We start from the raw sequence: 19,486 nt of genomic DNA on the forward strand, positions 1-19,486 counted from the left end.
CGACTACAGTCTTCCAAAACAAGCGAGGCCCGAGCATGCCGATTCCAAGCGAAGCCAACGTGCGTCCCGTTCTGGACGAAATCCGCGAGCAGGTCGTTTCCGCGATCCGAGAGGCGTGGGAAGACTGGCTGGTCAGCGATCGCAACGGCGTCTGGCGATACAAACGTAGCCGCGCGAACTTTGTGTGGGAGCAGATCATCGAACGCGCGAACAATGCCCTCCTTGACCATGATGCTGTCCATGTGATCGACGGCCACGAGACAATGAAGTTCCTAGTGCGGGACACTGTTCTGTTTCGGTTCAAGAAAGCAGATGAGACGGGCCGCTCGTCGAATGTCGCTACGCAACTGGCGCTCGCTTTTCACGATCATGACGAGGACCTGTTCGGCTTGCCGGAGGTCCAACGCGTCGAGGTCGTGTACAAACTGAATCGTCTTGAAACGCAGATCGCCGACATCTGCGTCGTTGCCCGCAACGGCGATCAGATCGCTTGGGAATACAGCTTTCTGGATGCGGACGAGGCCACGGTTTCGTTGCCGATGCCCGAGCCGAAGCCCGAACGTCCCGCAGCGTCCATCGTCAAGCTCAAAGGCACCGCGGACGACCGCAAGAAGCGTCAAGACTGATGCCGGCCGATTTCAATCAGGACCTGCTGCGGATCGCGCGGCAGGCGCGGGGATGGAGTCAGACAGAGCTTTCCGCGCGCTCAGGAGTGTCACAGGCAAATCTTTCGAAACTTGAAAACGGGCTGATCGGCCCGACCGATGAAGTGTTGACGAGCGTCAGCGAAGCTTTGGGTTTTCCGGTCGATTTCTTCTTCCAGAACGACCGAGTCATCGGCCTGCCGATGAGCGTGCAATACCGGAAGCGGGCGAGTGTTGGGCAGAAGGCGATCGAGCGCCTGGAAGCTGAACTCAACATCAGGATTCTTCATATCCGAAGACTGCTCGATGCAGCGGAGCTGGAGCCGGAGTTGTCCCTTCCACGTCTGGATGTCGACGAATACGGTGGCGACCCCGAACGTATCGCGGATCTCATCAGGCGCACCTGGCTCGCACCTTCGGGACCGATCCGGGAACTTGTCGCATGGATAGAACGAGCAGGCTGCATCGTCGTCCATTGCGACTTCGCCGCGCTCAAGGTGGATGGCTTCACAGTTCAGATACCGGACATGCCACCGTGCATCTTCCTCAACCGCAACATGCCGGCTGATCGGCAGCGATTCAGCCTCGCGCACGAGCTTGGGCATGTTGTCATGCATCAGGTGCCGTCGCCGGACATGGAAGACGAGGCGAACGCGTTCGCGTCGGCGCTGCTTATGCCGGCGCGCGATATTCGCCCCCACCTTTCCAGCCGGCGCCTTACGATCCAGCACCTGGCCGCATTGAAACCTGTTTGGCGCGTGTCGATGGCGGCGCTTCTTTACCGAGCGAAAGAGATTGGGACGATTACCGGAAACCAAAGTCAGTATCTCTGGCGGCAAATGAGCTCGATGGGCTACCGCAAGACGGAGCCTCCCGAACTCGATCTCAAGGTCGAAATGCCAACAGTTCTCCCCGAGATTGTGAGGCTTCATCTCGAAGAGCTTGGCTACGGGGTGTCGGATCTCGCCCAAGCGCTACGCTCGAGTGAAGACGACTTGCGCGCGCTCCACCCGCTTCCAGGAACCACAACCCGCCTGCGAGTTGTGAAATAGACAAGGAAACGCGGACAAAAGTGGACTGTAAACGAGCGACTGAGCAGATTTGAACCGATCAGTACTTTGGCGCACCCGCGCCGTGGCAAATGACAGGCTTGATCCTGGATCATTTCAGGACCCGACGGCCAAGCAGCCCCAGGTAACCACCTTCAACCATCTTTCGGGCATCGCGCAGCAAGGCCATAACCGTGAAGCGCTCCGGCGCGCTTTGCCACTCGTCCCGGCTCACCCTAGACAGCCGAAAGACCACTTCAGCTATCTCGCGCTGCGACGCGCCGACCGCGCGCCCGTCAAACGCCTGCAACATACGCTTGGCGCGCAGTCGTTTCTGGCGGGTGAGGCGCTTGTCTGCAGGTACCTTTCGGCCATGCAGCCGCGCGAGCAAGCTGTAGACAGCCTCTAGACGGGCAAAGCCATCCTGATCGAGTGGGACGATCGCCACAAGCGCATCATCGTCGGGATCCGATTGCAGAACCTGCAGGCGACATTGCCCGCCAACGCCAAGAAGATGGTGGAGACCGTCATGGGCGTAACGGATGGTTCCTTCAGGCAGGATCGTCGGTTCCGCCGCGCCGCTCAGGACCTCCGGAACCCTCTGCAGCACGACCACCGAGGAATCGATCCGGGGGTCCCAGAGTGCGCAGGCCTTTGGAGCCGGGAGGCTGGGATCGGCCGCGAAATCGCAACCCCCATTTGTCGAGGAGCGCATCTTTCAGAGACGCGTCGTCCGGTGCGGCCTTGGAGAAGGTCGCATAGTCTTTCGCGTAGTGCTTGTTACGGCGCAGCCATTCCCATGCCAGATCAGATGCGCCAAGGCGCTCGACGTAGTCGTAATCGGCCGTGGAACGCCAGCCGGACCGATCCGACGGCATGACAAATCCCGTTCGCCAACATCTCTGAAATGCCGAAAACTATACACGTACTGATTGATTTTCAGGAGTCCGGCCCAGCGGCCATCGGCGGGTTTCGGCGTGACTCAGCCGTTCGGGCCGTCGCCCCCCTGCCGAAGCAATTCCCGATAGCCGTGCTCCGTCATCCAGCGGGCTCGCGCAAAGTGACTATCATAGACGCCCCTGCAGCGCTGGGGTTCCGCTTTCGGATCAAGGCCAAAGAGGATTTCCACCACCTCCCTCCAGTCGGCGCCTTCCTCGGCAGCATCGAACAGGCGGAGGTATAGGACCATGTGTAAACGATCGTACTCGGTCAGCGTGTCGCTGTCCGGCGGCGCATCCAGAAATGTCGTCTCGCTCTGTGCCATGTCCCTACAGGATCGCAGAAACGACCCCCCTTCCGAAGTTGCCTTTTCGTACAGGCGAGCGACCGAAACCCACGCCAACTGGTTACGATCACTTGGCCTTCTCCGCCTTGTTCAAGTCAATCAAGACGCCTTCACCCTTGTCCGAACGCAGAAGGGTGATGCCTGCATCCTCGAACACCCGGCGCACCTGATCCTCTGTCGACTCGTAGACGCGAAGATCCTTCTCGGACTCGAGCCTCTTCAGTGCGGTCAGTGATACCAGGGCCTTATCGGCTAGCTCCTGCTGCGTCCATCCCAGCAATGCGCGCGCGGCCCGTGATTGTCGGGCGGTGATCATGATGATCACCTCCCACCCAGCCATTCACACATGCCAGAACTACGACTTTTTTAGTCGCATTTCCGGTGGCTTGCCAGTGATCATCACGGTCAGCGGGCGTAACGGGCGCGGGATCCCGTGGGGGCTGACCGAAGCGCGACTCACTGCCTATCCGGTCGCTGCGCGCGGCGGGATGTCGCCGAATGATACGAATTGTGATCGGGGGCGGACAGGGCCATCGGAGAAACCCGGCGGCTCGCGCCGCCGGGTTTCGTTGCGGGGTCAGGACTGGTCGTCCTCATCGTCGATGAAGGAGGGCTCCTCGTCCTCGGTCTGCTTGGCCTTGGTCAGGAAGTCGACCGTCTCGGCGATGATCTCGCAGCCGTAGCGATCGACACCCGCGGCGTCGGTCCACTTGGTGTAGTGGATGCGGCCGCGGACCAGGAGCTTCATCCCCTTCTCGCAGTACTGCTGGACCGTCTTGCCGAGGCCGTTGAAGCAGGTGATGCGGTGCCATTCGGTGTCCTGGACGCGGTAGCCGTTCTCGTCGCGGACGAGCCGGCCTTCGGAATAGCGCGGGCGGGATGTGGCAAGGGTGAGGGTGGTGATCGAGGTGCCGCCCTGGGTGGTGCGGGTCTCGGGGGTCTGGCCGATGTTGCCAGCGAGGATGACGATGTTCTGCATGGTATGTCTCCGTTGCTTCATCCGGAGGGACCGTCCCTCCGATGAGGCCCGTCAAAGACCGCTGGACGTGGCCTGCACGGACGCCCCCGGTGTCCGCTCGACCCCCAAGGCGGGACGTGGCGCGGGCAGGCGTGGAACACGCCAACACGGGTCCCGCAGCGCGGGGTTGCTGGCCTCGGACGGACGGGCTTAGGGGATCAATCAGGAGGAGGGACAGGTCTTCTCGGGGGAGCGCCAACGGGGACGCAGTGCCGAACAATCTTCCTCGCGAATGGCTCCTTGGCCCCCAGATCAGGCACCCATCGACAATCGGCCTCGCGCGCCCACCATCGCTTGCCGCCGCTGCGCCGTGTTCGATGGCCAGAATCCGCAGCTTGAACCGAGCACGTCAGGCGCCGTTCGCCGCGCTCACTGGCAAAGGCCCGGCTGGTCCATAGTCATGCGAGAAGAGAGGGATGGTCCGGGTTTTGACCTGCGATCACGCAAGGACCGTCACAGCGCAGATTTCCACCGCGCCTGCGATCAACTGACGAGGGACGACCGCAACCAAGGGCTAAGGGTCGAGAAGCCCCTCGCCCAAGGTATTGAGGTTGATCATCGCCGCAACGGCGACGACCGCGCCGCAGCCGGCACAGAGAAGAGTCAGCAGGACACTTGGATCGAGCGCATGTTTCGCGACGCCATGGGCCAACGCGTAACCCGCCACGGCGGCGGGCACCGCAAAGAGGCCGAGCGCCCCGAGGCGCAAGAAGGGATTTCGAGCGAAACCGAGAATGGCGATTACGAGCGCGACGGACACCGCAGCCCCCGCTAGCCCGGCGAGGAAGGACAGGCCGAAACCGGCACCGCCCTCATGAACCTGCAGGAACGCGGCGATCCCGGCCATGACCGGCAGTGCGAAGACCGCAAAGCGGAAGGCAAGCACGCCAAGAGCGATGGACAGTGAGATGGCAAGAAGAACAAGCGACATGGACGCCTCCATTAGTCGGTGATTGAGGGGATCACGACAGGCTGCCCGAATGTGCGCACCGCCTGCGACTATGCTGCTTCGCCGGTTCTGCTCGTAAGATTATACCCCAAGGTTGTGTATTTCCCAAGCCTAAAAGAAATGGCCATCTATAATCCGAGCTGCGTCGGCACTCAGAGTGGGCCCCTCAAAAGTCTCAAGAAGCTTTCCATTGAAATGCTTTGCATACCAAGTCTTTTTCTCGTCCCTGTGCTTTGCGTATTTCTCCGATGACATCATCCCCCAGTGTTCCCAATACCACTTCTCACCGTTCCAAGTGACCGAGAAGTCGGGAAGGTACATCGTCCCGTCGGGCGCGATCAATGGCGTTTCATATTCAAAAGCGACACCACGCTCGTGAAGCAAGTTCGCAATGATCAGTTCAGACTTCGAACGGACCATGTCCCCACTTAGCGCTTCATGTATTTTTCCTTCTTCATACCAGTCCTTGCGGTGGACGAGTTCGTCTGGGACAGCGTGGAAGTATCCCTCGTAGAGTGAGGAGTTGATCAAAGCAGTCTGAGTGTTTTCAGGCCGCCTGGCCGATAACAGAGTCGAGATATCTCCCTGAACGAGAAGGGTACAGTGTCTAGTAGCGCGGGTCAGCGCCGTATAAATCAATTCAGATGATAGCGAGCGCGTTTTCGATTTTGGTACCAAAACATAGGTATGCTGAAATTCGCTGCCCTGCGCTTTGTGGACTGATATCGCATAGGCAAGCTCAAGGTTGCTTTCCACGCTTTCCGATCCGCCATTGGGGAGATCGCGCCCATAGGCAACTCCAAGGTGATCCTTTCTTGCAAACTTGACCTGAAACCGCTTCATTCGGAATCGGTTCTTCTTCACGTCAAACCCATGCTTCTGCACGAAGCCGATCTCACCGTTGAATATCTCTGACCGTTCTGATTTTCGGGTATTGAAGTTGTACGCCCAGATCGGATTGGATTTTGGCCTGTTCCGATATTGGATTACCTTATCAAAAAGCGTGATACCGTCCACAGCGCCAAACCAATTCATCGTCCCTCTTGCTACCCGCTGCTGAAGAGCTTCGTTCAGAGCTTCAACGCCGTGAAGCTCTGCGCGGTGCGGGGTGAGGACCTGGTACTTTTCCGGCATCCATTCAAACGCAGTTCGCCAGAGTTCGTAGGGCTTTTCCACATTCAGAGCCTGGCCGGTATGCGTAGACATGTCCATTTCGAGTTCTTTGATTAGTCGGTCTGCCAGCTTTGCGGGATCGTCCCAGTAGATGACGCGAAGGTCTGTATCAACATCGCCGCCTTTGTGAACGGAGGACAAGAGGGCCTCAGCCCGCGGTGAGGTTGCGTCTCCATCCTCACGCGCAGACGCACCTACGAACAGGTCAGCAAGGTCGAGTATGGCGGTGCCTTGCCCCGTAATGGCATTCCCCATTTGCCGGAGATTCTGATCGAGACGCGCAATACTTCCGTTGTCCTTTCGGTCGAGCCAGACAATTGTATCCGCGAACACTCGGCCTCTACCGATAGGCGGAAGCTGATTGGGATCACCAACTAGGATGAACCGGCGCACCTGTCGCCAATCGATTGCGCGAACCAAGCTAGCCATAAGCCCGAGATCGAGCATCGAGGCTTCGTCCACGATGATTGTGCCGCTGCCCTCGCGCTTTCCGCCGCTTCGCCTGAATGTCAGGTTGCTGTTCAGCCAGCCGCCCTTGGCCAGAAACGAGTGAACGGTCGAGGTTTCAACCCGGTCAATCCCGCGCTCATGAAGCTTGGCGCGTACGCGGTCCGAGGCTTTGCCGGTCGGTGCCATCACCGTAACAGGCGCGCCGTCTCCTTCGGTCTGACGAACGGCACGAATAATCGCACAAATAACGGTCGTCTTTCCGGTTCCAGCAGCGCCGGTGACGACCGTCAAGGGGCGGCGGAAGATCGCTTCACAGGCTTCTGCCTGGGCCGTCACAGCCTGTGTGTATTGCTCCCTTGCTTTGGCGAGAAGAGAGCTCTTTTTATCGAGAATTTCATTCTGCCAGTCGCTTTCGGAGAAGGGCCGCTGCAATTGGATTTCTGCGCGCCGAGATAGCTGGGTCAGTGCGTCTTCAATGTCTCTCTCATCGTCATGGACATTCTGCAAATAAAGCCACAACTTGTTGGATTCCTCACGCAACACCAGCGCTTCTTCGAGTGTCACGCGGTCGACCTCGAAGTATCTTTCCGTGAAGTGGGCGGTCTTCCACTTAGGCAGCTTCTGCAGGCGTGCATTCACTTCGGCGAGAATGCCGCCCGCAGCTCTGAAGGTCTGATTTGGCTCTCTTTTCAACTGCTCGACACAAAGCGCGCGGAAGCGCCTTGCATCGTCGTATTCCATGTCCGCAAGAGGCTCGCCTCCAAGTTCTGGTGAAGGCAGCACGCCGCGATCAATCGTCCCCCATGGGATCGTATCATCGGGGCTTTCGCCAACATATCTTTCCGAGAGAATGTAGGGGTTCTGCGCCGGGGCACTGCAATCGTCCGTCAGGCCATGCTCTGCCCGCAAGCGTTCGTCTTTGCTGACAATCCTTTGGATCTGATCGAGAGACAGTTCGAGCCGTGGCAGCACCTCCCTGAGGAGGGTCCTAGCATCGTCCGGCTTCAGCAACCACTGCCTTGCCAGCTTGGCCAGTGGCTTTCCCATGAGGCCATAGGGCGCCACCTCGAAATTATGATCCACAGCGTCAAAGAAGAGCTTGTGCGCTTCTTTTGACTTACCTTCTGCCATGAGACGCCGGGCATGGTCGGTCGCCTGATCGGCTCCAAGAAACCGCATGACGTTGAGTAGACCGGGGTACAAACCGCGCTTGTTCCAAAGCTCGGCAATGCAACCAAGAATCCAGCGCTCCCGCTCGTCCCAGTTCTCGCTTTCATCGCCGAGAGCCCTCAACTCTCGGATGGATCCGAGAAATTGCTCAAGCAGTCCAATAGCGTCATCGTTGGTTAGAAGTCGAGCGCCATACTTGCAAGTCCGCGGATTGTCCGGATAAACCACAAATCTATTGAGTGCCTCGGGGTCATCTCGATAAATGTGATATGGGAGACGCAACCCTTCGTCGGGGTACAGTGAGGTCACGTTGCGTCCCCAAATCATCCCTCCTGCAAATCTCTCGCTGATGTCATCGCTCACGTTGTCGTAAAGCAGGCGATCGGAGACGTTCTTGACCCGCGAAACTCCGACCAGCACATAGCGAGGATTTTCTTCCTCGCTGAAGGGGTTGGAATAGTTCGCATAGTAAAAGATCAAGCTGTTCGCAGCTTCAATGCTTGCGAAGAATGCGTCGGCGTTCTCGGAGCGCCGGTTGTTGTCCAGCTTCCCGTTCTCGTAGACATCTTCGCTATACATAGCCTCGTATGGCCATACACATGTTGTTGCCGGAGGAATGTCCCATTCGGCACGGCTTGCGCCATCGAAAAAGAACTCAGGTGGATTCGAATATCCACGTATTGTGTCCGACCCGAATGCGTTGGCACTATAAACGCAGGGTGGTAACTCAGAACTTTTTAAATCGGAGATCGGCTTTCCGGCATTTGCCACTTCCTGATCAATCTGTCGCTCACGGGCAATAACATCGCCAGGGTAGGACTGGCATCCTACACAGTAACTGTTTAGTTCTGGATGTTCGCAAATGCGGCCGTCCCAACCGTTGTCATGCCAAGCAATTCGCGCGGTCAAATGAACAGTCATGGTTTCTCTTTCGTCATGCAGAACAGGTTCTTCGAGTTTTGACAAATCTTCGACCGAAGACACTTAGATATATTTTGAGGATGTCTCCCGTTCACCGGCGACGCCGCGTGGCGTTTCCCGCGTACTTTTTGTCGCCTTCTTCGCGATGGGAGTCGACTTACAATGTCCTTCATAGCTTTACGGAAGACTAGACGATGATCTCGGTCAAGCGTTCGTTCTTCGACGTTGCGGATCTGTTCGTGTTCCGACGCTGTGAGACAAGAGTCGCTTCAGAGAAAGGGCGGCGCTCACGCGCCGCTGTCATGCTTCAGGACCGGAATGCCCAGCTTGCGAGCCTTGTCCGAGAGGTTCTCCTGGATCCCGGTGCCGGGAAAGACCAGTACACCGATCGGCATCACATTCAGCATCGCGTCATTGCGCTTGAACGGGGCCGAGCGGCCGTGCTTGGTCCAGTCGGGCCGGAAGGCGACCTGGGGCACCTTGCGGTGATCAGCCCAGCGGGAGGCGATGAGCTCCGCGCCCTTGGGTGAGCCTCCGTGGAGCAGCACCATGTCCGGGTGCTTGGCATGGACCTGGTCGAGCCGCGCCCAGATCAGGCGGTGATCGTTGAAATCCGCCCCGCCGGTCACGGCCACCTTGGGACCTTCGGGCAAAAGCAGCTGCGCCTCGGCCCGTCGGCGGGCAGCGAGGAAATCCCGGCTGTCGATCATTGCGGCGGTCAGGTTGCGATGGCTGACGCGCGAGCCGGTCCGGGGATGCCAGGGTTTGCCGAGGTGATGATCGAAGCCCTCGGCGGCGAGGTCGCGAAAGAGTTCCAGCGCCGCGCGCCGTTCCACCATGCTCTGCCCCTCCGCCACCAGGCGTTCAAGTTCGAGGGATTTGACCTCGGAGCCGTCCTGTTCTCGCTGGAGGCGGCGTTGCGCCTGTTCGTTGTCGTCGAGTTGCCGCTCGGCCCGCGTCAGCGCTCGGTGGAAGAGGTTGACCGCGCCCCAGAGCAGTTCGTCGAGATCGGGCTCAAGCCGCGTGTCACCCAGCGTCGCGACGAGGGCGTCGAGGATATCGGCGACGGCGCCGGCGATCTGGCTGCCCTCGGGCAAGGGGCGCGGGTCGGGTTCATCCTCGTAGGGGCGCCAGCCGTAGACCTGGAGTTCGGTCAGGACATGGGCGGTCGAGGACGTGCTGTGATGCGGCTCGTGGGCATCGGTTTCGGGATCGTGGGTCATCTGCGGGTTCCTTCCTTGGGGGAGCCGCGCGCCACACGCGGCCTTCGTGGCAGGAACGCGCCCACGGGCGGGGCGGCCGGGCAGCCCGAGCCTTTCGCGAGGGCCTTGATGGCCAAGCCCGGCTATTTTGCCTCGCGATGCAAAGCGCCCCGCAGAGGCGCGGCGGAAAATAGCCGGAGCGCGGCCATTGCCGGGCCGTCCCTCTTGTGGGCCCCCTGCCCTCTGAGAAGGCCGTGCGCGCCGGCCTTTCCCGTGGATGGGACCCCGCGCGGCAAACCCCTCCGAAAGCAATGCTGCGAGCCGTGCAGCGCCAGCCGGATTGCCGCCCTGTCACACCGGCACGAACTGCGCGGCGTCCTCGGCGTGGAGATGAAGCCGCAACCGCGCTTGCAAGGCCGCCAGCCCATAGCGCCGGAGATCGTCGTTGAAGTCGCCCAGTCGAGGCGTGAGGGTCATCGCCTCTATCCCGGCCTCGGCTGCACACACCTCTAGTCGATCCCTCGCCGCCGCGCCTGCGGGATCACGGTCGCGCAACACGTAGAGTCGCCGCAGACCAGCGGGGAACCGGATGGCGGCCAGGTGGCCCGACGAGAGCGCCGCGAGGGCGGGCATTTCCGGCAGGGCCGAACGTACGGAGAGAACCGTCTCGATCCCCTCGCCCGCGATGAGCACGTCACCCGGCGCACCGAACCGCACCCCGTTCCCAAGCAACGCCCCCATCGCGCGCCGCGGTGTGTCGATATCGGCCTTGGCGCTCCCATCCGGGCGCAGCCAGGTGCGATGGGTCCCGGTATGGCGGCCCTCGAGATCGGTGATGGCAGCGAGCATGGCCGGAAGCCGCGCAACCGACCCGCCACCCTCGGGCCGATAGTAGCAGGCGGGATGGAACCGCAGGCTTGGCATTTGGTCGAAACCGCTGATCCCCCGCCCGCGCAGATAGGTTTCAGCTGGTGTCCCGCGCAGCCGCACTCCCATTGCGAACAGACGCCGCGCCGCTTCCTGAGATCCTGTGGATGCTGGTCGCTGTGACCGTGTAGACTGCTGTCGATCCGGGTCGGGCAATGGCAGGCTCAAGAAGCGTCGGGCCTCGTCGGCGACGTCCTTGAAGTCGATCAATCCGCAGGTTTCGCGGATGACATCGAGCAGGTCCCCATGCTCGGACGTGGCCGCATCAGTCCATTTTCCGGCAGCACGGGTGCCGGTGGCTGGCCCGGACAAGCGTACGAACATGGACCGCCCAGCGGTGTTCCGAACATCACCCACCAGCCAGTAGTGGCCCTGCTTCCGCCCGTTCGAGAGATAATGCCGGCACACCGCCTCGGCATTTTCGGCAAGCTGGCGCGAGAGATCGGCGGCGGAGCTTGTCATGTCGATCTCCTTCAGGCTTGGACGAAATCAGGGGCCCGCCATGACTGACGCGCCCCTGTGTTAGGAACCTGGGTGGAAGGTCCCGACCTGCTCGAAGATCACTCGGCGGCAGTCCGGGCGAAGTCGTCACCGGCGACGGGATCATCTTCTCCCGAGGGTTCGGAATCTCCGATAGCCGTTTCGCTGCCGTCTTCCGCCGTTTGCGCTTCGCCGCTGTCGGGATCGTCGTCCGAAGGGGCTCCATCGGCGATGTCCGCGTTGTCGATCAACTCGATCTCCGGTGCGTCCTCTTCCGGCAGTGGCAGCGTGCGCAGTGAGTCCGGCAGCCAACCGGTGCCGACGAGCAGGTCCTCGGCGGCGGTCACCATTTCCGCCTTCTTCAGCCCGGCGATCCGGTCAGCGGCGGCCTCGCCCTTCGCCTCGCGCACGGCTTCGAGGATGCGCGCCTTGGTCACGCGGCCGAGATAGCTGTCACCCGTCGCCGTCCAGCCCGCCTTGGCCATGTCGAGCCCGACGGTTCCGGCCAGCACATCCGCATGCGCGATGGCGCGCGGGCGGCGCTGGTAGGGATCGTTGACGGCATTGACGGTCGTCGCCACGCAATGGGCGAAGAGCGCCTCGCGGCTGCAGCTGTCGAACTCGGTCAGGGCCTCCCAGAGGTCCTCCGGCGCTTTCGGCAGGTTGCGCGCCCAGGTCTCGTGGCGCTGGTCGATGGCCTGCGCATAGCCCGTGTCGCCGAGGCCCGGCACCTGCGATCCGAACCCCGCGTTGCGCGGTTCGATCTCGATGCAGCTGTCGACCGCGTAGCGGTAGAAGAGCCGAAGGACCATCGCGTGCAGCGCCGCGAGGACGGCGACCTGCGGGTCCTGGGCCAGAGCATTGCGCAGTGCCAGGGTCCGATGGGCCGTCAGTTCCATGACGAGGCGGTCGGAGAGCGGTTTGAGGCCCTCGTCTTCTTCCTCCTCGTCCGCGGTAGGCCGTACGACATCATCGGTGTCCCCGACAGAACCCGCTTCCGGTGCGACCTCCCCGATATCCTCCACTTCCTCGACCGGCTCATCTTCGGTCCGCACGTAGCCGCGCTCAACCCGCAGCCGCCCGGAACTGTCGATGCTGACGAAGGCTCCGGCCAGCGCGAGGTCCTCAGCATCGAACCGGATCGGACGCGCCTCAAACGCCTCCATCGCCTCCTCGATCTCGCCCAACCGGGTATCGACCTCGTCGGGCAACTCGTCGGCCTCCGCATGCTCGGCCTCGAGCGCATCGTATTCGGCCTTCAGCGCTTGATAGCTGGTAGCCTCCTCACAGGTCATCGGCACCGCCTCGCCATGAACCCGACGCATCCCGAAGGTGTGGCCGTAGGGGAATTCGGTATCGACCTCGACCCATTTCCAGCCCTCGGCGCGGATCGCTTCGGCCTCTTCGGCCAGTTTCTCGCGCACCATCACGTCGAGCAGCGCGGCATCCTGCAGCCAGCCGCCGTCGTCCTGCTGGAACAGGTCGCGCAGGATCGCGCCCCCAGTCTCGACGTAATCGTCGAGCCCGACGAACTGCGCCCGCTTGTCCGAGGCCCGCACCGCACCCTCGGTCAGCATCCGGCGGATCTCGTAAGGCTGCCGCGAATAGTGCCGCTGCAGCGCCTCCCAGACCTGCACCTGCCGCGCATGGTCGGGGTTGACCGTGAAGGCCATGAGTTGGTCGAGCGTCATCTCCTCCTCGGCATAGGCGTCGAGCAGCGACGGTGCGATCGCGGCGAGCTTCAGCCGCTGCTTGACCACGCTGGCCGAGACGAAGAAGGCGGCGGCGATCTCCTCCTCTGTGCGACCTTTCTCGCGCATCGCCTGGAAGGCGCGGAACTGGTCGAGCGGATGCAGTGGCGCGCGCTGGACGTTCTCGGCGAGGCTGTCCTCCTCGGCGAGCCCGTCGGTGCGCACGATGCAGGGGACAAGTGCTGTCTTATTCATGCGCTTCTGCTTCACGAGCAGCTCGAGCGCCCGGAACCGCCGCCCACCGGCGGGGATCGTGTACATGCCGCTCTCGTCCAGCACGGGCCGCACGGTGATGGAACTCAGCAGCGTGCGTCGCGCGATGTCCTCGGCCAGTTCCTCGATCGACACGCCCGCCTTGACGTGGCGCACGTTCGAGTGGCTGAGCATCAGCTTGTTGAAGGGGATGTCGCGCGAGGCGCTGAGGGTGATTTTCTGTTGCTTGGTCATCGGGATATCTCCGCGACAGGCCAGCCGGGAGCCTCTCTCCCGACCTCCAAACCCGTCACGGAAAACCCGGCACCCCTCTCACTCTCAGTCGCTAGACCGTCGGTGCTGCCAGGTCCTTGACCAAAAAGGGCAATAACCCGCACTCTACGCGCACGACGGCTCAGGCTTTCATGCTCATTTTAGGATATCTTATGCACAACATACTGTATTTTCCTCATTACACACCAAGCACAGCACGCCTTAGGTCGCTGTTGCTGTTCTACGATGAACTGCGAACAATAGTGCCGCATGTCGATCAATCTCACGTAGCCAATAGAGAACATGTGGCTGAACTCGTCGATGTTGGCTGTAAAATCGATTTCTTCGACCCGTCTTACCGCTACTCAGATTGGGTTGACGATGAGGAAGTAGGCAAAGTTTTTGATCGGCTTGTTGCGCAATGTTCAAAGAAGGCGACGAAAAAATGGAAATTTTACAAAATACGATTTGATGAGTGGGGTGTCGCCGATTGGGATCAGGAAGACGAAATCAACGAATTCGTTCGAAGTGGTTGGTCTATGATCGCCGCTCAGAAGATTCCGGAATCGAAACTCGAAGAGTTACGTCATAAGCGGGTCGCAATACCCATGCGGATGTACCGAAACCCAGAAACCGGGCAGGTGGTTGAGGAAAACCCTGTCCTCATGTACCCGGAGATCGGCGATTTCATATTGGCACGACTCGCGAGAGAAATTTCGCAGCAAGAACGAGTGCCTGCCGTGACGTTTGAAAATAAAGACTTCTGCAATCAGGCGTACTCTCCGTCGCGAGGACGGTCAGAAAGCCACGCGCTCTTGATGTCTGCGGTGGTTTCATTATCCATCCCTAGCGACATCGTTGAAATGAGGTCTGGAGAGTACGCAGAAGTACGTGCATCTTATGCACCGGCCCGTTTAAAAATTGAAACTATGGTCAGAGAAATTACAGAGAACTATAGGCTCGAGAGCATTTCCGACTTTGATCATCTTGGGAGCGCAGTTTCGGACGCTGCGTCGGATATCGAGCGCCGAGTTCAGGCGGCGTTGAATGAACGGCGTACATTGCGTCATCGTGCATATCAAGTTCTGAATCAGAATGTCATATGGGGCGTAGGAGGAGCACTCGCTGGGTACTTGACCGGCGGTGCATTAGGTGCCGCTGCAGGAGGAATAATTTCTCCGTTGGCAGCGGATTTGGCAAACAAGTTGGCCCCTCCAAAAACAGGATACGAAATGGTTGAGACGCTAGCCTCGATCCGCGGCTCCATTGATCGCGGGGTGAAACGCAGCCGAGTTTCACTTCCATCTTACATGATCTAGCGACTTAAATGCCATAATGCAGAATTCTGACCGTCGGTGGCGTCGGTTGCTTGCACCGCCGCCGGGCGTTCGGCGCTACATCGCCTTCTCGAGAAGCCCCTTCGCCTTCCCCTCCATCACCAGCCGCGCGTCCTGCTGTGGCTTCGACCGAGCAACTGCGGTGATCCCCTGCACGAAGTCGAAGACGCTCTCTGGCGGGCGGCCTTCCTCGGCCAGCACCGTCTCGACGATCCGCCCCGTCTCCGCCTTCGAGAACCCGCGTTTGCGAAGGAAGTCCTGACGGTCCTCGTCCGACCGCGCAACGATCTTCTCCCGCGCCGCGCGGATGCCGTCGATAAACGGCGCGGGAGAGGACTCCGCGAAGCGGCTAAGCGCCGGGGCGGCCTCATGTGCGAACCGGGAGGCGGCGTATTTCGAGTGCCGGATCGTGATCTCCTGGAAATCCTCGACGCCCCAGAGGTTGCGGTTCTGGCAGACCGCGCGCAGGTAGAAGCTGGCGATGCCGAGGGTCTTCGCGCCTACCTCCGAATTCCAGCAATAGAACCCCCGGAAATAGAGGTCGGTCGAGCCGTCAGGCAGCAGCCCCGCCTCGATAGGATTGAGGTCGTCGACAAGGAACAGGAACACGTCGCGGTCGGAGGCGTAGAGCGTTGTCGTCTCCTTCGTCACGTCGACGCGCGGGTTGTAGATACCGGTCGACCAGTCGAGCACGCCGGGGACCTTCCAGCGGGTGTCGCCGGTGCCGTTGCCCGCGATCCGCTGCACGGCGGAAACTAGTTCATGGTCGTAGATGCGCCCATAGTCGGGGCCGGTAACAGCGCGCAGTTCGGTGCGACCGTTCGCGACCTCCATTGTCTTGATTTGCTCGGCCCGGTGGTTCGCTAGTCCGTATTGCAGGTTGATGCCCGCCAGCGGTGCGGGTAGTTGCCGCAGATAGGCCGCGGGCGCGCCGACGAGGCTCGAGAGCTGGCCGAAGGACCAATGTGTCGGTGCGATGGGTTCATCCGCGCCGGGCAGGACCAGCCCAAGCCTCTCGGGGTCGTCGCGATGCGCCTCGACCCGGATCGCTGCGCTCTCCACCGTTCGCGTCCGGCTCCGCTCCGCCCGGCCCTTGACCGAAGCGAACAGATCGTCGAGCGACAGATACCGCTCGTCATCCGGCCGCGAGAACCACTCCGACGACACGCGATCCACATTCTCTCCGCGCGACACATCCACCTTGTAGCCGCCGCTCATGTCACGCCCGGCATCGATAATTTCGGTATTCATTGGGAAACCTCCGCGACGGACGCCGGAAGCCTCTCCTCCAGCCCTCAACCCGTCACGGCCCTCCCTGCCCGCCTCTGGCTCTCGGAAACCCGGTGAACGTCCGCAGGAAGTCCGCCGATTTGATCGCATTCTGTCCTATTTATTCGCCCCCTTCTGCCACCGATTGCCGCCCTTTTCACGATCAAGGTCCCTGATCACACCAAACACCGCCGCTCGCTCGCATTGATGGACAACGTGGCTGAGGTCAGGATGCGGAGCAGAGAAACCACCGAGACTGACCGATGAACACGCTTTTTCTCCTGATGGCTCAATATGATGGCCGCGCGGTCGTGCCGGTCGATGCGGTCTGCAAAGACTACTTTTCCCATCTGACCTTGCCGAAGTTTCTCAGGAAAGTCAGTTCCGGTGAAATCGATCTGCCCTTGGTGCGATCGGAGCGCAGCCAGAAGAGCGCGAAGGGCGTCCACCTTTCGGATCTCGCCACCTATCTCGACAAGCGTCGCGAGGTCGCGCTGTACGAGCGGGACGCCTTCAAGTAGTCATCTTCGGCTCTTCAGAGGAGGCTCGTCCTGTGGCCCAAAATACCCACTGGAAGTAATCTGGCGAGGGGTTTTGTCACCGCATCGATCCATCCTATCCAGCTGGCTAAAGCTTCGCCGGTCAAAAACTGGGCAAAACCTTTCCAGCCCGATCCCAACCCTCTGAAATTAAATTCGAAAACGGGGCCGCTCGACGATGGCCTATCAGATTCTCTGCCTACGTTTTGTGCGCGCGACCAGGATGGACTTACAACATGATTTACAACACGGGTTACAACATGACCTTAGAAAATTGAAAAATCACAGACTTTTCGAACTGCCTGTCCAGTCCATCATAGGGGCAATGGAAAGTCTAGCGTGTTGATTTATTTTCATTTCTTGTGTATCTTCAAACTGTTGGCGGCGACAGCTTCTACGCTGGAATACGCCCCGATATCCCCGAATTTGCCCCTCTACGACGACTCATTGCACATACAGCGCACACGAAAATGGCCTCCATCACCAAACTCCCCTCCGGTGCCTACCGGGTCCAGGTCAGACGAAAGGGCGGCTACGCGAGCGAGACGTTTCTCCGTCGCGACGATGCCCATCGCTGGGCCCGCCAAGCGGAGACCCGGGTGGATCAGGGGTTGGCGCCGAACAAGTCGTCCGTCTCACGCCTGACCACCTTCGGCGATCTCATCGATCTCCACATAATCGATATGTGCGAGGTAGGCAAACCGCCGCGTCGCAGCAAGGCTGCCACGCTCACGACGCTCAAGCGCGATCTGGGCAAGGAGAAGATCGGGCACCTCGACCGGCAAAAGCTGATCGACTACGGCAAGATGCGCGCCGAGCAAGGCGCGGGACCGGTAACTCTCGGGATCGATATCGGCGTGATCAAGATGATCATCACCCATGCGGCGGCCGTGCACGGGCTCGATATCTCTCCAGAACCCGTCGATCTGGCGCGCGTCGCGCTCAAGCGTCTCGGTCTGATCGGCAAAGGCACAGAGCGGGATCGTCGCCCCACCACGGACGAGCTGAACCGCCTCTTCCGCTGCTTCGAAGACAACGAGCGCCTGACCCTGCCGATGACACGCATCGTGAAGTTCGCGGTGGCCACGGCGATGCGGCTCGATGAGATCTGCCGCGTCGCATGGACCGATCTCGACGTCGACCGCCGGATGCTCATGATCCGCGATAGGAAGGACCCGCGCAACAAGACCGGGAACGACCAGCGGATCCCACTCTTCGCCGCCACGGGGTTCGATGCCTGGGCATTGGTCACCGAACAGGCCAAGGAACTCGGGCACGCAAGGGGCCGGATCTTTCCCTACAACTCGAAATCGGTCGGAACGGCCTTCCGGCGCGCCTGCGTCGAGGTCAGCGTGAAGGACCTGCATTTCCACGATCTACACCATGAGGGCACAAGCCGCCTGTTCGAGGCCGGGTTCGCGATCGAACAGGTCTCGCTGGTCACCGGCCACAAGGATTGGAAAATGCTGCGCCGGTACACGCATATCCGCCCGGAAACGCTGCACCGGCTCGCCGCGTCGCGCGCCCCTTCCCCGCTCGAGACCCGCGCAACTGAGTGATCGGAGAGTTAGAGGGGTGCCGTCTCGGCCCGTGACGGGTTTGGAGGTCGAGAGAGAGGCTTTCGGCCGCCCGTCGCGGAGGTTTTCCAATGAACACCGAAATCATGGATGCCGGGCGTGATATGACCGGCGGCTACAAGGTGGATGTGTCGCGCGGCGGATGCGTGGACCGCGTGTCGTCGGAGTGGTTCTCGCGGCCGGATGACGAGCGGCATCTGTCGCTCGACGACCTTTTCGCCTCGGTCAAGGGCCGGGCGGAGCGGAGCCGGACGCGGACGGTGGAAAGCGCGGCGATCCGGATCGAGGCGCATCGCGACAACCCGGAAAAGCTGGGGCTGGTCATGCCCGGTGCGGATGAACCCATCGCGCCGACGCATTGGTCCTTCGGCCAGCTCGCGAGCCTCGTCGGCGCGCCCGCCGCCTATCTGCGGCAACTGCCCGCGCCGCTGGCGGGGATCAACCTGCAATACGGGCTGACCAACCACCGGGCCGAGCAGATCAAGACGATGGAAGTCGCGGATGGCCGCACGGAACTGCGCGCTGTCACAGGCCCCGACTACGGCCGCATCTACGACCATGAACTGGTCTCCGCCGTGCAGCACATCGCAGGCAACGGCACCGGCGACACGCGCTGGAAGCTGCCGGGTGTGCTCGACTGGTCCACCGGCATCTACAATCCCCGCGTGGACGTGACAAGGAGACGACGACGCTCTACGCCTCCGACCGCGACGTGTTCCTGTTTCTCGTCGACGATTTGAACCCGATCGAGGCGGGGCTGCTGCCCGACGGCTCGCCCGACCTCTATTTCCGGGGGTTCTACTGCTGGAACTCCGAGGTCGGTGCCAAGACGCTCGGCATCGCGAGTTTCTACCTGCGCGCGGTCTGCCAGAACCGCAACCTGTGGGGCGTCGAGGACTTCCAGGAGATCACGATCCGGTACTCCAAATACGCCGCTTCCCGCTTCGCTCACGAGGCCGCGCCAGCGCTCAGCCGCTTCGCCGACTCCTCGCCGGCGCCTTTCATCGACGGCATCCGCGCGGCGCGGGAGAGGATCGTCGCGCGGTCGGACGAGGACCGTCAGGATTTCCTGCGAAAGCGCGGATTCTCGAAGGCGGAGACGGGGCGGATCGTCGAGACGGTCCTGGCGGAGGAAGGCCGTCCGCCCGAGAGCGTCTTTGACTTCGTGCAGGGGATCACCGCAGTGGCCCGGTCGAAGCCGCAGCAGGATGCGCGGCTGGTGATGGAGGGGAAGGCGAAGGTGCTTTTGGAGAAATCTGCAGTCTAGCACCACCAGCTTC

Annotated in this window: 15 protein-coding genes and 2 pseudogenes; 6 read left to right on the forward strand and 11 right to left on the reverse strand. The window is 60.9% G+C overall.

From position 1 onward, the window contains the following. Nucleotides 1–35 precede the first annotated feature (35 nt). Together ACP15K_RS03080 and ACP15K_RS03085 are read left to right on the forward strand one after the other, a co-directional pair. The gene (locus ACP15K_RS03080; protein WP_424989785.1) at nt 36–626 is read left to right on the forward strand and encodes a hypothetical protein; all 591 of its coding nucleotides are present in this window, start codon (nt 36–38) and stop codon (nt 624–626) included. After that, nucleotides 626–1,696 (forward strand): helix-turn-helix domain-containing protein, encoded by a 1,071-nt coding sequence (locus ACP15K_RS03085; protein WP_424989786.1) that lies wholly within the window; start codon nt 626–628, stop codon nt 1,694–1,696. The genes ACP15K_RS03080 and ACP15K_RS03085 overlap by 1 nt, the downstream gene beginning before the upstream one ends. 109 nt (nt 1,697–1,805) lie before the next feature. Here ACP15K_RS03085 and ACP15K_RS03090 read toward each other — a convergent pair whose 3' ends face one another. The 10 genes and pseudogenes from ACP15K_RS03090 to ACP15K_RS03135 form a co-directional block, all read right to left on the reverse strand. Continuing rightward, nucleotides 1,806–2,408: a DUF2285 domain-containing protein gene (locus ACP15K_RS03090; RefSeq protein ID WP_424989787.1), complete on the reverse strand. Its 603-nt coding sequence runs from the start codon at nt 2,406–2,408 to the stop codon at nt 1,806–1,808. A 25-nt stretch (nt 2,409–2,433) separates the two neighbouring features. Continuing rightward, nucleotides 2,434–2,571: pseudogene (locus ACP15K_RS03095) on the reverse strand (transcriptional regulator domain-containing protein); the annotation flags it as partial. Nucleotides 2,572–2,675: 104 nt separating this feature from the next. Beyond that, complete coding sequence (locus tag ACP15K_RS03100) at nt 2,676–2,957, reverse strand: DNA -binding domain-containing protein (protein WP_424989788.1); 282 nt, start codon at nt 2,955–2,957, stop codon at nt 2,676–2,678. 88 nt (nt 2,958–3,045) lie between these two features. Continuing rightward, the gene (locus tag ACP15K_RS03105) at nt 3,046–3,294 is read right to left on the reverse strand and encodes a helix-turn-helix domain-containing protein (protein WP_424989789.1); all 249 of its coding nucleotides are present in this window, start codon (nt 3,292–3,294) and stop codon (nt 3,046–3,048) included. A gap of 261 nt (nt 3,295–3,555) precedes the next feature. After that, nucleotides 3,556–3,957, reverse strand: coding sequence for a single-stranded DNA-binding protein (locus tag ACP15K_RS03110; protein WP_424989790.1), 402 nt, complete (start codon nt 3,955–3,957; stop codon nt 3,556–3,558). A 553-nt stretch (nt 3,958–4,510) separates the two neighbouring features. Then, on the reverse strand, nt 4,511–4,927 hold the full coding sequence (locus ACP15K_RS03115; protein WP_424989791.1) for a hypothetical protein: 417 nt from the start codon (nt 4,925–4,927) through the stop codon (nt 4,511–4,513). Between the two features lie 129 nt (nt 4,928–5,056). Further along, complete coding sequence (locus ACP15K_RS03120) at nt 5,057–8,659, reverse strand: AAA family ATPase (protein WP_424989792.1); 3,603 nt, start codon at nt 8,657–8,659, stop codon at nt 5,057–5,059. A gap of 287 nt (nt 8,660–8,946) precedes the next feature. Continuing rightward, entirely contained in the window at nt 8,947–9,882 is a 936-nt protein-coding gene (locus tag ACP15K_RS03125) for a DUF2493 domain-containing protein (protein WP_424989793.1), read from the reverse strand. 330 nt (nt 9,883–10,212) lie between these two features. Beyond that, nucleotides 10,213–11,250 carry a DUF7146 domain-containing protein gene (locus ACP15K_RS03130; RefSeq protein WP_424989794.1) on the reverse strand — a complete coding sequence of 346 codons (1,038 nt, stop codon included), beginning with the start codon at nt 11,248–11,250 and terminating at the stop codon, nt 10,213–10,215. A gap of 98 nt (nt 11,251–11,348) precedes the next feature. Next, a complete protein-coding gene (locus ACP15K_RS03135; RefSeq protein WP_424989795.1) occupies nt 11,349–13,466 on the reverse strand; it encodes a ParB/RepB/Spo0J family partition protein in 2,118 nt (705 codons plus the stop codon). Between the two features lie 323 nt (nt 13,467–13,789). On the opposite strand from ACP15K_RS03135, the gene ACP15K_RS03140 reads away from it, so the two are divergent. After that, complete coding sequence (locus tag ACP15K_RS03140; protein WP_424989796.1) at nt 13,790–14,803, forward strand: hypothetical protein; 1,014 nt, start codon at nt 13,790–13,792, stop codon at nt 14,801–14,803. A gap of 75 nt (nt 14,804–14,878) precedes the next feature. Here ACP15K_RS03140 and ACP15K_RS03145 read toward each other — a convergent pair whose 3' ends face one another. Continuing rightward, nucleotides 14,879–16,072 (reverse strand): DUF932 domain-containing protein, encoded by a 1,194-nt coding sequence (locus tag ACP15K_RS03145; protein ID WP_424989797.1) that lies wholly within the window; start codon nt 16,070–16,072, stop codon nt 14,879–14,881. A gap of 281 nt (nt 16,073–16,353) precedes the next feature. Between ACP15K_RS03145 and ACP15K_RS03150 the strand changes: the two genes are divergently transcribed. The 3 genes and pseudogenes from ACP15K_RS03150 to ACP15K_RS03160 all read left to right on the forward strand — a co-directional run bounded on the left by ACP15K_RS03150 (nt 16,354) and on the right by ACP15K_RS03160 (nt 19,473). Continuing rightward, nucleotides 16,354–16,611, forward strand: a complete 258-nt coding sequence (locus tag ACP15K_RS03150; protein WP_054538582.1) for a pyocin activator PrtN family protein — start codon at nt 16,354–16,356, stop codon at nt 16,609–16,611. A 488-nt stretch (nt 16,612–17,099) separates the two neighbouring features. Beyond that, on the forward strand, nt 17,100–18,188 hold the full coding sequence (locus tag ACP15K_RS03155) for a site-specific integrase (protein WP_424989798.1): 1,089 nt from the start codon (nt 17,100–17,102) through the stop codon (nt 18,186–18,188). 89 nt (nt 18,189–18,277) lie between these two features. Next, nucleotides 18,278–19,473, forward strand: a pseudogene (locus ACP15K_RS03160) (DUF932 domain-containing protein). Nucleotides 19,474–19,486: the final 13 nt, after the last annotated feature.

This window comes from Fluviibacterium sp. S390 (assembly GCF_049800695.1).
Classification (GTDB): Bacteria; Pseudomonadota; Alphaproteobacteria; order Rhodobacterales; family Rhodobacteraceae; genus Meridianimarinicoccus.

Bases quoted from the DNA above. Each gene is read 5' to 3' on its own strand.
- ACP15K_RS03155 (WP_424989798.1), top strand. From the start codon at position 17,100: ATGGCCTCCATCACCAAACTCCCCTCCGGTGCCTACCGGGTCCAGGTC.
- ACP15K_RS03100 (WP_424989788.1), bottom strand. From the start codon at position 2,957: ATGGCACAGAGCGAGACGACATTTCTGGATGCGCCGCCGGACAGCGAC.
- ACP15K_RS03120 (WP_424989792.1), bottom strand. From the start codon at position 8,659: ATGACTGTTCATTTGACCGCGCGAATTGCTTGGCATGACAACGGTTGG.
- ACP15K_RS03080 (WP_424989785.1), top strand. From the start codon at position 36: ATGCCGATTCCAAGCGAAGCCAACGTGCGTCCCGTTCTGGACGAAATC.
- ACP15K_RS03125 (WP_424989793.1), bottom strand. From the start codon at position 9,882: ATGACCCACGATCCCGAAACCGATGCCCACGAGCCGCATCACAGCACG.
- ACP15K_RS03110 (WP_424989790.1), bottom strand. From the start codon at position 3,957: ATGCAGAACATCGTCATCCTCGCTGGCAACATCGGCCAGACCCCCGAG.
- ACP15K_RS03150 (WP_054538582.1), top strand. From the start codon at position 16,354: ATGAACACGCTTTTTCTCCTGATGGCTCAATATGATGGCCGCGCGGTC.
- ACP15K_RS03085 (WP_424989786.1), top strand. From the start codon at position 626: ATGCCGGCCGATTTCAATCAGGACCTGCTGCGGATCGCGCGGCAGGCG.
- ACP15K_RS03145 (WP_424989797.1), bottom strand. From the start codon at position 16,072: ATGAATACCGAAATTATCGATGCCGGGCGTGACATGAGCGGCGGCTAC.
- ACP15K_RS03090 (WP_424989787.1), bottom strand. From the start codon at position 2,408: ATGCGCTCCTCGACAAATGGGGGTTGCGATTTCGCGGCCGATCCCAGC.
- ACP15K_RS03105 (WP_424989789.1), bottom strand. From the start codon at position 3,294: ATGATCACCGCCCGACAATCACGGGCCGCGCGCGCATTGCTGGGATGG.
- ACP15K_RS03130 (WP_424989794.1), bottom strand. From the start codon at position 11,250: ATGACAAGCTCCGCCGCCGATCTCTCGCGCCAGCTTGCCGAAAATGCC.
- ACP15K_RS03115 (WP_424989791.1), bottom strand. From the start codon at position 4,927: ATGTCGCTTGTTCTTCTTGCCATCTCACTGTCCATCGCTCTTGGCGTG.
- ACP15K_RS03135 (WP_424989795.1), bottom strand. From the start codon at position 13,466: ATGACCAAGCAACAGAAAATCACCCTCAGCGCCTCGCGCGACATCCCC.